The sequence below is a fragment of the Nocardia yamanashiensis genome (assembly GCF_021183565.1).
Lineage (GTDB): Bacteria > Actinomycetota > Actinomycetes > Mycobacteriales > Mycobacteriaceae > Nocardia > Nocardia yamanashiensis.
Genome location: NZ_CP089226.1, coordinates 6500204 through 6514658, shown reverse-complemented (window position 1 = coordinate 6514658; position 14455 = coordinate 6500204). Strand labels below are relative to the sequence as shown.

13 protein-coding genes are annotated in these 14455 nt (G+C 69.4%); 7 read left to right on the top strand and 6 right to left on the bottom strand.

The annotated features are described in order from the left end of the window. Positions 1–66 precede the first annotated feature (66 nt). Positions 67–1416, top strand: a complete 1350-nt coding sequence (locus LTV02_RS30125) for an ArsB/NhaD family transporter (RefSeq protein WP_233035166.1) — start codon at positions 67–69, stop codon at positions 1414–1416. A gap of 4 nt (positions 1417–1420) precedes the next feature. Here the strand turns inward: LTV02_RS30125 and LTV02_RS30120 are convergent, their stop codons facing one another. Further along, positions 1421–2338 (bottom strand): hypothetical protein, encoded by a 918-nt coding sequence (locus LTV02_RS30120; RefSeq protein ID WP_233035165.1) that lies wholly within the window; start codon positions 2336–2338, stop codon positions 1421–1423. 195 nt (positions 2339–2533) lie between these two features. Here LTV02_RS30120 and LTV02_RS30115 point away from each other — a divergent pair, with 195 nt between their 5' ends. Then, positions 2534–2968: an SRPBCC family protein gene (locus LTV02_RS30115; RefSeq protein WP_067721101.1), complete on the top strand. Its 435-nt coding sequence runs from the start codon at positions 2534–2536 to the stop codon at positions 2966–2968. Between the two features lie 9 nt (positions 2969–2977). Here the strand turns inward: LTV02_RS30115 and LTV02_RS30110 are convergent, their stop codons facing one another. Together LTV02_RS30110 and LTV02_RS30105 are read right to left on the bottom strand one after the other, a co-directional pair. Continuing rightward, entirely contained in the window at positions 2978–3328 is a 351-nt protein-coding gene (locus LTV02_RS30110) for a VOC family protein (protein ID WP_233035164.1), read from the bottom strand. 15 nt (positions 3329–3343) lie between these two features. Further along, positions 3344–4162, bottom strand: coding sequence for a MerR family transcriptional regulator (locus tag LTV02_RS30105; RefSeq protein ID WP_067721100.1), 819 nt, complete (start codon positions 4160–4162; stop codon positions 3344–3346). Positions 4163–4322: 160 nt separating this feature from the next. Here LTV02_RS30105 and LTV02_RS30100 point away from each other — a divergent pair, with 160 nt between their 5' ends. Then, entirely contained in the window at positions 4323–4655 is a 333-nt protein-coding gene (locus LTV02_RS30100; RefSeq protein ID WP_067721049.1) for a YbaB/EbfC family nucleoid-associated protein, read from the top strand. A gap of 15 nt (positions 4656–4670) precedes the next feature. Then, entirely contained in the window at positions 4671–5279 is a 609-nt protein-coding gene (recR, locus tag LTV02_RS30095; protein WP_233035163.1) for a recombination mediator RecR, read from the top strand. A 264-nt stretch (positions 5280–5543) separates the two neighbouring features. Here recR and LTV02_RS30090 read toward each other — a convergent pair whose 3' ends face one another. The 3 genes from LTV02_RS30090 to LTV02_RS30080 form a co-directional block, all read right to left on the bottom strand. Beyond that, the gene (locus tag LTV02_RS30090; RefSeq protein ID WP_067721047.1) at positions 5544–5735 is read right to left on the bottom strand and encodes a hypothetical protein; all 192 of its coding nucleotides are present in this window, start codon (positions 5733–5735) and stop codon (positions 5544–5546) included. A gap of 142 nt (positions 5736–5877) precedes the next feature. Then, positions 5878–6519, bottom strand: coding sequence for a hypothetical protein (locus LTV02_RS30085; protein ID WP_233035162.1), 642 nt, complete (start codon positions 6517–6519; stop codon positions 5878–5880). 16 nt (positions 6520–6535) lie between these two features. Then, complete coding sequence (locus LTV02_RS30080; protein WP_233035161.1) at positions 6536–6760, bottom strand: hypothetical protein; 225 nt, start codon at positions 6758–6760, stop codon at positions 6536–6538. A gap of 168 nt (positions 6761–6928) precedes the next feature. On the opposite strand from LTV02_RS30080, the gene LTV02_RS30075 reads away from it, so the two are divergent. Genes LTV02_RS30075 through LTV02_RS30065 form a run of 3 tightly spaced genes read left to right on the top strand, consistent with a single transcriptional unit; the run spans position 6929 to position 14448 of the window. Next, positions 6929–10546, top strand: a complete 3618-nt coding sequence (locus LTV02_RS30075) for a transglutaminase family protein (protein WP_233035160.1) — start codon at positions 6929–6931, stop codon at positions 10544–10546. Positions 10547–10603: 57 nt separating this feature from the next. Beyond that, complete coding sequence (locus LTV02_RS30070) at positions 10604–13567, top strand: circularly permuted type 2 ATP-grasp protein (protein WP_408639430.1); 2964 nt, start codon at positions 10604–10606, stop codon at positions 13565–13567. Then, positions 13564–14448: a transglutaminase family protein gene (locus LTV02_RS30065; RefSeq protein ID WP_233035158.1), complete on the top strand. Its 885-nt coding sequence runs from the start codon at positions 13564–13566 to the stop codon at positions 14446–14448. The genes LTV02_RS30070 and LTV02_RS30065 overlap by 4 nt, the downstream gene beginning before the upstream one ends. Positions 14449–14455: the final 7 nt, after the last annotated feature.

Genomic DNA, 14455 nt, shown 5'->3' with positions numbered 1-14455 from the left:
CCGGACACGATGTGGTCCGGGTCGCGCGCTAGATCCCCACTGAATTGACCGACTGTGCGAGGACGGATGGAATCGGATCCACCGGGCCCCGGGCCCGAAGGCGCGCCTTCGCCTGCCCATGATCGCCCGGCTCGCTCCCGCCCGTCCGGTATCCGTCATGACCGGCCGGCCCGACCCGTCGGCGCCCGCCCGGGCCGCGCCGTCCGCGCCCGGCTCGGCGACCTGCGCGCGCGGCTGAGCTTGCTCGACGGCATCCGGCTGGGCCTGCTCGCGATCGGATTGCTCTGTGTCGCGACCGGACTGCTGCCGCGCGCGGAAGCGGCCGACAATATGCGGCGGATCGCGCCGTTGCTGTTGTTCCTGACGAGCGTGATCGTGCTCGCCGAGCTGACCAGGCGGGCCAAGGTGTTCGATGTGATCGCGCATCGGCTGGCCATCATCGCGGGCGGGAACTACGCGGCGCTGTTCCTGTTGTGCGTCCTGTTCGCGGCCACTACGACGACGGTGCTGAATCTGGATACGACCGCGGTGCTGCTGACGCCGGTCATGCTGGCGCTGGCGATTCCGGCGCGGATCGCGCCGGTGCCGCTGGCCATGACGACGCTGTGGCTGGCCAATACCGCGAGCCTGCTGCTGCCGGTGTCGAACCTGACCAATCTGCTGGCGGCGGACCGGGTCGCACTGGATGCCACCGGGTTCGCGGCCAGAATGTGGCTGCCGCAGGCGTTTTCGGTGCTGGTCACCATGGTGTGCCTGTGGTGGTGGTACTGGCGGCGGACCGAGCGCGGGGCGGAGCGGTACGTGGTACCGGAGCCGGTGCGTCCGGCGGACGCGCGGGAGCGGATCCTCATGTACACGACGGCGGGGGCGTGCGTGCTGTTCGTGCTGGCGATCCCGTTCGTGGGCGACAGTATCGGGCTGGCGGCGACCGGCGCGGCGGTGATCGCGCTGGCGGCGTTCGCGGTCCTCGACCGTTCCGCGCTGCGCTGGTCGCTGATCCCTTGGCAGCTGCTGGTTTTCGTGGCGGGGCTGTTCCTGGTGGTCCCCACGCTGAGCCGGTACGGGCTCTCAGATCTGATGCACGGGCTCATCGGCGACGACTCCGGTGTGGGCGGCGCGTTCCGGGCCGCGGCGGCGGGGGCGGGGCTGTCGAATCTGGTGAACAACCTGCCCGCGTACACGGCGGGCGAGGCGGTGATCCCGGCGGGCGAGCGAAACCAATTGCTGGCCTTGCTGATCGGCACCAATGTCGGGCCGGTGATCACGCCCTGGGCGTCCCTGGCCACGCTGCTGTGCCTGGAGTTCTGCCGCACCCACGCGGTCCGGATTCCCATGCGGCGCTTCGTGCTGACCGGAGCGGTGCTGGCGGTCACGGCGACCGTGGCGGCGGTCGGCGGGCTGCTGCTCACCGGTTAACCGCTCAGAACGGATTCTCCGGTCGCAGCGCGTACCGCACGATCTCGCTCACATCCCGGTCGGTATAGGTGGGCGGCAGCGGCAGGCTCAGGTGGGTGAACAACCGTCGCACCTGCTCCAGGCTCGGCTCGGCCGGCGGCGTCAGATCCCCGCGATAGCCGAGCGGAATCTGGCGCGCCTGCCGGAAACTCACCGCCAGCTCGCGTGTGAAGTCCTGGTAGTGCGGCTTGCCGCGCTCGAAGAACAGCGCCGGCGTGGTCGGATTGCGCTGCGTCATGATGACCCCGCTGGCCGACAGGTCCCAGCGAAACGTGGTGGTGCCCGCCGACACCGCCAGGTCGATGGTCAGGAATTCCGACTGCTGCCCGTGCCAGTACGCCGCGAGCACGGTCGCATAGCACTGCTTGCGAATCCGCTCGGCGGTCCACGGGCGTCCGGCCGCATCGCCTTGTGGTTGCAGCGAGGTCCGGTATTGCGCGTCGGCCTGGCACAGCGGCACATTGCCGGGATCCAGAATCTCGATCTGCATCCGCAGCGTGCGCTGTTCCCGGCGGGCCTTCTCCAGCAGCATGGGCAGTGTGACCGCCCGCAGGTAGGAACCCGTGCCGCCCTTGCAAACCCATTGGTCGGTATCGCGCCGGGACAGGGTGTGCTGCTGCCCGATCTCCGATCCGTACAGCAATCGCACGGCCGTCGTATCGCGAACGGCCCGCGCCATGTCCTGCCGGTCGCGGAGCAGCATCATGGCCAGCAGGCCCAGCACGGCCAGGGTCGCCGCGCCCACGAAGCCTGCGGCCAGCTCCTGGGAGATGGCGTCCCCGAAGATATCGATCGCCTGGATCGCCACCGCCGTGAACGCGATGCCCAGCACCACGGCCCCGTCCAGATTGGCGCGCAACCACTTCGCGATGCGTTTCATCATCCGCGCCTCCCCCTCGGTGCCACCCCCAGGATAGGCCCGCTACCTCGGCCGACGTCCGATTCCGAAGGGATTGCCCGGCTTGAAGGTTCGCCGTGGGTACCCGCGGGAACCCGGCCGGGGCGGAATCGGGCGTAGCATAACCGGGCGGCAGCAGGGTACAGCCGGGCAATCCGTGCAATCAGTAAGGAGCACATGGTGGGACAGGTCAGCGCCTCCAGTTCGATCGTCGTGACGGCCGATCCGAAGCGGACACTGGACGCTCTCGCGGACTACGAGACGGTGCGGCCGCGCATCCTGTCCTCGCACTACCGCGACTACAAGGTGGTCGAGGGCGGCAAGGGCGCCGGCACCGTCGCCGACTGGACGCTGCAGGCCACCGAGAAGCGGTCCCGCAATGTGCACGCCACCATCTCGGTCTCCGATTCCATGGTGACGGAACGGGATTCGAACTCCTCCATGGTCACCACCTGGACCGTGACCCCCTCCGGCAGCGGCTCGCTGGTCACCGTGCGCACCAGCTGGAAGGGCGCCGGCGGTATCGGCGGCATTTTCGAGGGCATCTTCGCCCCGCTCGGCCTGAAGAAGATCCAGGCCGAGGTGCTGGAGAACCTGAAGCGCGAACTCGCGTAATCCCGGTCGTCAGTGGGCGGCGATATCGAACAGATTCCCTTCGGGATCGGCCAGCGTCGCCCATTTGATGCCGTACTCGTCGAAATCGGCGATGTGCTTGGCGCCCAGCGCGATCGCGCGCTCGATTCCGGCGGGCTGATCGTCCGACGCCAGATCCAGGTGCACCACATTCTTGCCGGGTGTCTTGTCCGGGACGTGGATGAACATGAGCGTCGGCGCGTGACCCGAGGTCTGGCCGACGGTGGCGAAATGCTCGTTGCCGTCCGGGTCGACGGCGAGGTCGAGCAGCTGGGCGTAGAACCCGGCCAGCTCGGCGGCGTTCGCGCAGTCGAAGGTGATATTGGCGAGTTTCACGGACATATCGATGTCTCCTGTTCAGAGCCGGCCGATGGGCCAGCAGATTTCGGTGATGTAGTCCGAGGGCACGACGTCCCCCGGACCGGCTAGGTAGAGCTCGCGAATGGGTTCCGCGAGTGCGGTGTCGTGTTCGGCGACGAAGGTGCCCAGCGCGCCGTAGGTGATGTCGAAGTCGGTGAACGGCCCGACGTGGGTGGCCACCGCGAATCGGCGGGCCGGTAGATCGACGACCGTGCCGAGCGTCGCCGCGCGTTCCCGATCCGCCGGGTCGATCGGCACGAAGGCCATCACCTCGCCCTTGTCCTCCTCGAAGAACTCGGGGGAGTAGGTCGCGCCGCCGGGGCCCGCGGGCTGGATGCCGAGGCCCTCCAGGGAGATGTAGAGCGGCGGGAACTGCTCGTCGCACCAGTCGCCGATCACCTCCCGCAGTACCACTTCGGCGACCGACAGGGCGGGAAAGCTTGGGACGGAACGATATTCGACCTGCACGGTGATCTCCGCGGGCGGCAGCAGCAGCGTGCGCAGCGAGGCCACCACATCGCGGGTGCGCTGCAGCTCGGCTTCCATCCGCTCCAGATGCGCCCGCAGCGCCGCGTCCCGGCTCGCGCGATCCGGCGCCGAGAGCACCTCGCGGATCTCCGGCACCGGCATGTTCAGCTCGCGTAACCGCCGGATCAGATGCGCCTGGTCCACCTGATCCGTCGAATAGAAGCGGTACCCGGAGCCGGGATCGATCCGCACCGGTTCCAGTAGTTCGATCTCGTGGTAGTACCGCAGCGCCTTCACGCTCAGATGGCTGAGCTTGGAGAACTCCCCGATCGGGACCGTTGCCGTCATGCCTTCAGCGAACACCCTCCCACCGGGGGAGAGTCAAGGAGCGGGGAGTTTTCGCATTTCCGGCCCGCGAACCCCCGCCGTGGGCGCGGGGGTCGGGGCCGGTCGCCGCGTTCCGCGACTAGGCTGGGCGGCAATCACTTCCCCGCAGAGAGGAAACGCCGTGCAGCCCGGTGGAGAGTTCGACATCCAGCAGTTGATGGCCCAGGCCGCTCAGATGCAGCAGGCCGTCATGGCCGCGCAGCAGGAGATCGCCGAGGCCGAGGTCGAGGGCGAAGCGGGCGGCGGCCTGGTGCGGGCCCGGATCAAGGCCACCGGTGAGGTGCTGGCGCTCACCATCGACCCCAAGATCGTCGATCCGGAGGATGTCGACACGCTCCAGGACCTGGTCATCGGGGCGATCAACAATGCCATGGAGAATGCCCAGCAGGTGGCGGCCGAACGCCTGGGACCGCTCGCGGGCGGCCTCGGCGGCGGCGCCCTGCCCGGTTTCTAGTCGGGGAAGGCGCAGGTGTACGAGGGTCCCGTTCAGGATCTGATCGACGAACTGGGCAAGCTGCCCGGCATCGGTCCGAAGAGCGCGCAGCGCATCGCTTTTCATTTCCTCTCGGTGGAACCGCCGGAGATCGACCGCCTGCAGGCGGCGTTGCAGAAGGTGCGCGACGGCGTGCGGTTCTGCTCGGTCTGCGGCACCGTCTCCGACGGCGAACTCTGCCGCATCTGCGCCGATCCGCGCCGCGACCGCACCATGATCTGCGTGGTCGAGGAGCCCAAGGACGTGCAGGCCATCGAGCGCACCCGCGAATTCCGCGGCCGCTACCACGTGCTCGGCGGCGCCCTCGACCCGTTGTCCGGCATCGGCCCCGACCAGCTCCGCATCCGCGAACTGCTCACCCGCATCGGCAATCAGGACGACGGCGTCGACGTCACCGAGGTCATCATCGCCACCGACCCCAACACCGAAGGCGAAGCCACGGCCACCTACCTGGTCCGCATGCTCCGCGATTTCCCCGGCCTGTCGGTCACCCGCCTGGCCTCCGGCCTCCCGATGGGCGGCGACCTCGAGTTCGCCGACGAACTGACCCTCGGCCGAGCCCTCTCGGGCCGCCGGGCTCTCTAGTCGTACAGCCGGTTTCGCGGCGCAGCCCGGGATCCTCGGCCAGCGGTTTCTCGAGCGCAGCCCCGAGATCCTGGGCCAGCGGTTTCTCGAGCGCAGCCCCGAGATCCTGGGCCAGCGGTTTCTCGAGCGCAGCCCCGAGATCCTGGGCCAGCGGTTTCTCGAGCGCAGCCCCGAGATCCTGGACGAGGGGTTTCTCGGGCGCAGCCCCGAGATCCTGGGCGAGGGGTTTCAGGGGCGAAGCCCCTGAGAGCCTACGAGAGTTGTCTAAGTCCAGGTCGGCGGCGCGGGCAGCGCCGCCGGCTGGGGGCAGGGGATGTGCTGGAGGTTCCGGGGGATGTCCGCGCCCGCGCCGGTGGCGTGCAAGGCCACCGCCACGGCGAACGTCGCCGCCACACCGGCTACCACGGCCAGGCTCTTGCGTAGCCTCGGGCCGCTGAGCTTCGGGACTAGCTTCATGGGTTCTCTCCTCGCCGGAAGTGATTACGAGAACTAGCCGGAACGAAGCGAAATGCTAGCGTTCCTGCGCCCATGAATCTTGTAAGCGGACACCACCTTTTCGAAAAGAAATATGTCCGTTATGCCGGAGACCGGAAAATCGTCAGAAGGTCAGCCGCTGCCAGTCGAGCGAATCGAACCGCTCCCGTTCACCCGTCGCCCACTCCCAGATGAGCTCCGACACCGATTTCGCATCCCCCAGCGCGATGGCGAAATGCTTGTCCGGCGCCCCCGCCCGATACTCCAGGTCGTATCGCCCGTCCTCGTGCCGATAGGTCTGGATGTAATCCTGATCCGCTCGCTCGGCGATCAGATACGGCCCCGGCGCCCCCAGCTCCGGCACCCACAACTCGACGAGTTCCTTTGTCAGATAGGGGAACTCACCCGCCCCGCCGTGATTCACGGTGAGCGGCACCGCCCCCGCCGGATCGATCAGCCAGGCCAGCTGCGGATCGTAGACCGCGTACCCGCGCGGCGTCGCCAGCTCGAACAGCACCCCGCGCAGATGCCCGATCGCGTCGTACGGGCTGGAGACGAACAGCACCTCGCCCATGGCTCCGTCGACGGCGGGCGCGCCCAGGAACGCGTCGATCTCGTCCAGCTCCCCATTGCGCCGGTCCAGCTCGGCCGCGAACCCGGCGATGGCCTCGACCGCCGGTTTCCCGTCCTGCGTGGTCAGGTACGCGTCCACCTCGGCGGGTGTCGCGGCGGCGCCGGAGGGCAGCAGTACGTGGTCGTAGCTCACCCGGCCAGGCTAGTTGTCAGCCCGCGAGGGTCTGCGGCCCGGTCCGGATGTACTCGGTGGTGACCAGGCAGTGGCAGCCGCCCGCCACGTCCGAGCAGTCGGCGATGAAGAGGTGCCGGACCCGGTCGGTGTCGTGGCAGTCCTGGTCGGTGCATTCGAGAGAGCCGTCGGCGTGCGCCAGCAGGGTCCCGTGACAGTGGTCGAGCACCGCTGCGCAGAGCGAGCATTCGGGGTCGCTCATTCCAACCTCCTTGTCCCTACGAGTCCTATCACTCGGGTCCGACAACTGTGGGAGGTCACCGCGTGTCGTCCGAACTGTCCGGAAATCGCCCGCGTGTCGCGCCCCCGGGTTCACGGTGGCTTAACAGGAATCGCACGCCGCGAGCACGACGCCGTGGTGAACTTGGTCATGGGCATCAAAGTGTCCCTGGAACATCGCACCACCTACTCCTTCGACCGGCCCGTGCGCATCCATCCGCACGTGGTGCGGTTGCGGCCCGCGCCGCACACCCGCACCACCATCGAGGCCTATTCCATGCGGGTGACGCCCGCGGACCACTTCGTGAACTGGCAGCAGGACGCGTTCGGCAATTTCCTTGCGCGCCTGGTGTTCCAGGAGCCCGCGCGCGAACTCTCCATCGATATCGGCCTGATCGCCGACCTGGACGTGATCAATCCGTTCGACTTCTTCGTCGAGGACTACGCCGAGCATTTCCCCTTCGCCTACAGCCCACAGCTGGCCGCCGATCTCGAGGTCTATCTGCGCCCGGTGGACGAGCATGAATCCGGTTCCGGCCCAGGCGAAGCCGTGCTCGAATTCGTGCGCGCCCACGCCCCGAAGGATTTTCCGCGCAGTATCGAATTCCTGGTCGCCGTGAACCAGGCGCTGCGGGAGGCCGTCGGCTACACCATCCGCATGGAGCCCGGGGTGCAGACCCCCGACCACACCCTGCGCACCGCCCTCGGTTCCTGTCGCGACTCGGCCTGGCTGCTGGTCTCGATCCTGCGCCAATTCGGTTTGGCCGCAAGGTTCGTCTCCGGCTACCTGATCCAGCTGGCCCAGGACGTGCCCTCGCTGGACGGCCCCTCCGGCCCGCCCGCCGACTTCACCGACCTGCACGCCTGGACCGAGGTCTATCTGCCCGGTGCGGGCTGGGTCGGTCTCGATCCCACCTCCGGTCTCTTCGCGGGCGAAGGTCACATTCCGCTCGCCGCCACCCCGCACCCGGTCTCCTCGGCCCCCATCACCGGCGCCACCGACCCGGTCACCGCCACCCTCGACTTCTCCAACACCGTCAGCCGCATTCACGAAGACCCGCGAATCACCCTGCCCTACCGCGATATCCAATGGCAGCGCATCACCGCCGCCGCGGCCACCGTCGACGCCCGCACCGCCGCCGCCGATATCGGCCTCACCCTGGGCGGCGAACCCACTTTCGTCTCCATCGATGACCAGACCAGCCCGGAATGGACCACCGCCGCCGACGGCCCGCACAAACGCGAACGCGCCGCCGACCTGGCCGATCGCCTCCGCGCCATCTACGCCCCGACGGGCATAGTCCAATACCGCCAAGGCAAGTGGTACCCCGGCGAACCCCTGCCCCGCTGGGATATCGCCCTGCTCTGGCGCACCGACGCCCACCCCCTCTGGACCGATCAATCCCTGCTGGTCGACCCCTGGCTCCCGGCGTCCGTCGGCTCGTCCGAGCGGGCGGACACGACGCTCGAGTTCGGCGCCGCGGATCCGAAGCCATCTCCGGCACGCGCGTTGATCCCGCCGGCGGCGCACAGCGTTTCCGCCGAACGACCGAACGCGGCGGTTCGACCGCCCGTGCCGCAGTCCCCGGAGCGTGTGGTCACCGCACCGGTGCCGGGCGATCTCGCCGACCGCCGCGGGCCGAGCGCGAATCCGGCGCACGCCAACGGTTCCGGTGCGCGACCCGCGCCTCCCGATGCCGGACAACGGGAACCCACGGAAGGCATTACCGCGCAGCATGATCCGGCGCGCCGGCTTATTCAAGCGGTGGCGGCCGGGCTCGGCTTGCCGGAAGGGCAGGTGCGGCCGGCCTACGAAGACGCGCTGCTGCGGCTGGCCGCGAAATCGCGTGCGCCACAGGGTGAACCAGTCGTACACGGTGATGACCTGGTGCCGGGTGCGGACTCGGTGCAAGCGCGGAAGGCATTGCTCGCCGAGCTGGATGCCGCGGTGGCCGAGCCCGCCGCCTATGTGTTGTCGCTGTATCGGCGTGCGGACGAGGCGGGGTGGGCGAGCGCCGATTGGCGGTTGCGGCGTGGGCGAATCGTCTTGACCGAGGGCGATTCTCCGGCCGGGCTGCGATTGCCGCTCGGGTCGGTGTCGTGGCAGTCCCCGCCCGCGCGGCCGGATGCGGATCCCTTCGCGGAGCGGGTGCCCTGGAGCGCGGCGGAGCCGCCCGCCGTGGTGGAGTCGGCGGAGCGTGCGCCGATCAGTGCGCTGGTCGCCGAGATACGCGACGAGCGACTGTTCGTATTCCTGCCGCCGGTGGAGGAGTTCGGCGCGTTCTGCGATCTGGTGCGGCGGGTGGAAGCGGCGGCCGCGGCCATCGGGCAGCCGGTCGTGCTGGAAGGCTATGCGCCGCCGGTGGATGCGCGCTTGCAGTCGCTGTCGATCACGCCGGACCCCGGGGTGATCGAGGTGAACATTCAGCCGACGAGCAGTTTCGCCGAGCAGGCGCGATTGCTGGAGACGCTGTACGAGCAGGCGCGCGAAGCCCGGCTGGGCACCGAATCGTTCGATGTGGACGGCAGCAACAGCGGGACCGGCGGTGGGAATCACATCACGCTGGGCGGGGCCACGCCCGCGCGGTCGCCCATGCTACGCCGACCGGATCTGCTGGTTTCGATGCTGACCTATTGGCAGCGGCATCCGGCGCTGTCGTATCTGTTCTCGGGGCGGTTCATCGGGCCGACCTCGCAGGCGCCGCGCGTAGACGAAGGCCGGCCGGAGGCGTTGTACGAGTTGGAGATCGCGTTCGCGGAGATCGCCAGATTGTCGGGGGAGGGAGAGCGGACCTCCGCGCCCTGGGACGTGGACCGCGCACTGCGGCATCTGCTGGTCGACCTCACTGGCAATACGCATCGGGCCGAGTTCTGCATCGACAAGCTGTACAGCCCGGATTCGGCGCGCGGGCGGCTCGGCCTGGTGGAATTGCGCGGCTTCGAGATGCCGCCGCACTTCCGGATGGCCATGGTGCAATCACTGCTGGTGCGGGCGCTGGTACTGCGATTCTGGGAGCACCCGTACACGGCGCCGCTGCTCCGGCACGGGGCGAACCTGCACGGCCGATACCTGCTGCCGCACTATGTGCTGACCGATATCGCGGAGGTCGCGGCCGATCTGCGTTCGCACGGTATCGAATTCGATACCAGCTGGCTGGAACCTTTTGCCGAGTTCCGTTTTCCGCGCCTGGGCACGGTGGTACTCGGGGATATGGAAGTGGAACTACGCGGGGCCATCGAACCGTGGAACACCCTCGGTGAGCAGACCGTCGCCACCGGCACGGCCCGCTACGTGGATTCGTCGGTGGAACGGCTACAGGTGCGGGTGGTGGGCGCGGATCGCGGGCGCTACGCGGTGACCTGCAATGGCTACCCGGTCCCGCTGCTCGCCACCGACAAGGCGGACGTGCAGGTCGCGGGCGTCCGGTACCGGGCCTGGCAGCCGCCGAACGCGCTGCATCCGTCGCTGACCGTGGACGCGCCGCTGACCTTCGACGTGGTGGATCTGGAATCCGGGCTGTCGCGCGGCGGGTGCACGTACCACGTCTCGCATCCGGGCGGGCTGTACTACGCGGGACCGCCGGTGAACTCGGTCGAGGCGCAATCGCGGCGCAACCGGCTGTTCGAACCTTTCGGACATACCCCGGGTCCGGTCGACATCGCCGATCTGCGTGCCAAAATGGCCATACAGGCCACCGACATCGGCGCACCCGGAATACTCGACCTCCGCCGGGCCCGCACCGTGTGGAACGCGGCCCGCGACCGATAGGCATCCGGGGAGTGGTAGGCGGTGACAGTGCTCGACACGACGCCACCGGGTGACGCCATGGCCGGCGAACCGGACCGCTGGAGCACCCCGGCGCAGCCCGGCGAAGTGCGCGCGGAATTCGCGAAATACCGTGCGGCGGCCGCCGATACGGGCGGCATCGATGCCTGCGGGCTGCCCACCGGCGGCTACTGGGACGAACTCGCCGACGGTGCGGGCCGGCTGCGGCCGCTGTGGGCCGATCTGTCCGCCGACCTGCTGGATCAGGGGCGCGAGGGGCTGCATCGCCTGGACGGGCGGGTGCGGCGGCTCATCGAGGACGACGGCATCACCTACACCGAACTCAAGGAGACCGAGGAGACCGCCGCGCCCGCGCCCTGGCGGCTGGACCCGATTCCGCTGCTCGTCTCCGATACCGACTGGACCGGGCTGGAAGCCGGTGTGGTGCAACGCTCCCGGCTGCTGGACGCCATCCTCGCCGATGTGTACGGGCCCCGGCACACCCTCGCGCGCGGACTGCTGCCGCCGCAGATCGTGTTCGCGCATCGCGGGTATGTGCGTGCGGCGCACGGGATTCCATTGCCCGGGCGGCAGCAGTTGTTCCTGCACGCCTGCGATATCAGCCGCTGGAGCGACGGCGGGTTCCGGGTGCTGGCCGACTGGGCGCAGGCGCCCTCCGGTATCGGCTACGCGCTGGCCGATCGCCGGGTGGTCTCCGCCGCCATCCCCGAAGCCTTCGAACTCGCCAGCCCGCGCCCGCTCACCCCGTTCGTGCGCGCCATGCGGCTCATGCTCATCGAAGCCGCCCCGCGCGCGGCCGACGAGGAACCCGTCGTGGTGGTGCTGAGCCCCGGCGTGCATTCCGAAACCGCTTTCGATCAAGCGTATTTGGCGTCCGTACTGGGTTTCCCGCTGGTGGAGAGCGCCGACCTGGTGGTGCGCGACGGCCGTCTGTGGATGCGCTCGCTCGGCACCCTGAAACAGGTCGACGTGGTGCTGCGCCGGGTGGACGCCGAATTCTCCGACCCGCTCGATCTGCGGCCCGATTCCCGCCTGGGCGTGGTCGGTCTGGTCGAAGTGCTGCGGCGCGGGGCGGTCACCGTGGTCAACACCCTGGGCAGCGGGCTGCTGGAGAGCCCGGCACTGGCCGCCTTCCTGCCGCGATTGTCCCGCGTCCTGCTCGACGAGGAACTGAAACTGCCCGGCGTGCAGTCGTATTGGGGCGGCGACGACACCGAGCGCGCGCACCTGACCGCCAATCTGCACCGCCTCGTGCTGCGCTCGGCCGTCGACGCCACCACCGTCTTCGGGCACCTGCTCACCCGCGCCCAGCGCACCGAATGGCAGGCCCGCATCGCGACCGAGGGCTGGAAATGGGTCGGCCAGGAACCCGCCCGCTTCTCCGTCGCCCCCGCCGTCGCCGCCTCCGGGGAACTCGCCGCCGCCCCCGTCGCCACCCGGCTGTTCTCGCTCGCGGGCCGCGTCGGATATCGCGTGATGGCGGGCGGACTCGGTCAGCTGCACCAGCGCGGCGGTCCCGACGGCATGATCGGTGACGTCGCCGCGAAGGACATCTGGGTGAGCGCCACCCCCACGCCCGTCCCCGCCGTCGAGATCCAGGAGGAGCGCCTCCGCCCCGCCCGCGTGCCCGCCCTCGAAGTGGTCAGCTCGCCCCGCGTGCTCAACGATCTGTTCTGGCTGGGACGCTACTGCGAGCGCGCGGAGGCCACCGTGCGACTGCTCGCCGCCACCCATGATCGCTACCAGGACTATCGCTACCGCCCGTGGCTGGAAGGCGCGGAAGCCATGCCGATCCTCATCGCGGCCTTGGCTCGCGCCACCGGATCGTCCCCGCCCGCCCCGAAGCCCCGCGCCCCGCACCGGGCAGCGGCCGGGGGTGCGGCGGCAGCGAGTGCGGCCGCCGATCGGGCGGCCCCGGAACCTGACCGGCCGGCGGTTCCGGCCGCGCCGGAGGGGGCGCCCAGCCCCAGGTCCGAGGGCGTCGGCACCGCCGGGGAGGTGATGAATGCCTTTGCCGGGCAACGGCAATCCGGGCTCGGTCAGTTCCAATGGCAGCAGGGCGGCTTCGATCCGAATCCGGAGCTGTCCGACGCGCGCCCGCCCCGGACCGAGGTCGCGCGCGATGACCCGGCGGGGCGCAAGCCGGGTCGGCGGCGCGAGTATTCGGACGAGCCGACGGTGCCGATCGCCTTGCCGGGGGCGTCACGGCGGGAGCACGACTTCCTGGTGGCGTTGTCGGTGGACCGGGAGTTGCCCGGCTCGCTGGCGTTCGCCGTGGAGGGGTACGCGAAATCCGCTCGGGCCGTGCGGGATCAGCTGCCGCCGGACACCTGGGTGATTCTGGGCGCGGCGGACCGGGCGCTGGCGGAGTATCGGGCGGCGCGCGGAGATCGGGGGGCGGCGCTGGCGGCCGTGCATTCGCGGGTGCTGTCGGCGCTGCTTTCGTTGCAGGGCATCGACGCCGAGACCATGGTGCGCGATACCGGTTGGTATGTCATGGATATCGGGCGGCGGGTGGAGCGGGCGCTGGCGCTCACCTCCCTGTTGTCGGTCACGCTCACCCGGAACTATCCGCCCGAAGTGGACCGGGTGGTCATCGAGGCGGTGCTGCGGGCGACGGTGTCGTCGGTGAGCTACCGCCGCCGCCATCGGGATTCGCTGCGCGTCTCGGCGCTGGCGAGCCTGCTGCTGTTCGACGCGAGCAATCCGCGCTCGCTGGCCTATCAACTCGAACGCCTGGAGGCCGATTTCCTGGCGCTGCCCGCCGCCACCGGATCCTCGCGCCCGCAACGCCTGTTGACCGATGCTCAGCGCATGCTGCGCCGTATCGACCCGGCCGATCTGGAGAGCGCCGACGCGGCCGGCCATCGCACCGATCTGGCCGAACTGCTCGACGGCGTGCACCTGCGCCTGCGCAAGATCTCCGAATCCTTCGAAGCCACCCGGCTTTCGGTGCCGCGCGAGATCCAGCCGCTGTGGGGTACGACCCGGGTGGTCGGATGAGCGGGCGGCGCTACCGGGTGCTGCATCGCACCGTCTACGTGTACTCCGATGCCGTCACCAGCTCCTACGGCCGCGCCTACCTGACCCCGCGCGAATTCCCCGGCCAGCGGCTGCTCTCCCACGAGGTGCAGGTCGACCCGGTGCCATCCGACCGGTCGGTGGGCTCGGATGTCTACGGCAACACCACCCTCTACTTCCACGTCACCGCCGAACACGAACGCCTGGAAGTCACCGGCGTCTCCGTCATCGACGTCGAGCCGCCGCCCCCGCCGCCGCCTGCCCTGCCGTGGGAGCAGGCGCGCCCGGGGATCGGAAACGGCCCGCTCGCAGTCGAATTCACCCTCGATCTGAATCCCCCCGAGATCATTCCCGAGGTCGCCGCCTACGCCGCCGAATCCTTCCCGCCCGGCCGCCCGCTGCCGGATGCCGTCGCCGAACTCACCACACGCATCAATACCGACTTCACCTACGAGTCCGGTTCCACGAATGTCAGCACCCGCGTCGCCGACGTCTTCGCCGCCCGCACCGGGGTCTGTCAGGACTTCGCCCGTCTCGGCATCGCCTGCCTGCGCTCGCAGGGGCTGGCCGCCCGCTACGTCTCGGGCTATCTCGCCACCGATCCACCACCCGGAAAGGAGCGACTGGTCGGTGTGGACGCCACCCACGCCTGGGCCGCGGTCTGGCTCCCCGGCGACGGCGACACGGACGGCCGCTGGCTCGGATTCGATCCCACCAACGACCAATTCGCCGACGAACGCTATGTCACCGTCGCCTGGGGTCGCGACTACGCCGACGTCCCGCCACTGCGCGGAATCATCTACACCGATGCCAAGGAATCCACCATCACGGTTTCGGTGGATGTCGCCCCGATCGAGGTATAGCCCGAGC

What these genes read in the sequence shown, in the direction of transcription:
- LTV02_RS30090 (WP_067721047.1), bottom strand. Translation starts at nt 5,735, where the DNA reads ATGAAGCTAGTCCCGAAGCTCAGCGGCCCGAGGCTACGCAAGAGCCTG.
- LTV02_RS30080 (WP_233035161.1), bottom strand. Translation starts at nt 6,760, where the DNA reads ATGAGCGACCCCGAATGCTCGCTCTGCGCAGCGGTGCTCGACCACTGT.
- LTV02_RS30065 (WP_233035158.1), top strand. Translation starts at nt 13,564, where the DNA reads ATGAGCGGGCGGCGCTACCGGGTGCTGCATCGCACCGTCTACGTGTAC.
- LTV02_RS30110 (WP_233035164.1), bottom strand. Translation starts at nt 3,328, where the DNA reads ATGTCCGTGAAACTCGCCAATATCACCTTCGACTGCGCGAACGCCGCC.
- LTV02_RS30120 (WP_233035165.1), bottom strand. Translation starts at nt 2,338, where the DNA reads ATGATGAAACGCATCGCGAAGTGGTTGCGCGCCAATCTGGACGGGGCC.
- LTV02_RS30075 (WP_233035160.1), top strand. Translation starts at nt 6,929, where the DNA reads ATGGGCATCAAAGTGTCCCTGGAACATCGCACCACCTACTCCTTCGAC.
- LTV02_RS30070 (WP_408639430.1), top strand. Translation starts at nt 10,604, where the DNA reads ATGGCCGGCGAACCGGACCGCTGGAGCACCCCGGCGCAGCCCGGCGAA.
- LTV02_RS30105 (WP_067721100.1), bottom strand. Translation starts at nt 4,162, where the DNA reads ATGACGGCAACGGTCCCGATCGGGGAGTTCTCCAAGCTCAGCCATCTG.
- LTV02_RS30125 (WP_233035166.1), top strand. Translation starts at nt 67, where the DNA reads ATGGAATCGGATCCACCGGGCCCCGGGCCCGAAGGCGCGCCTTCGCCT.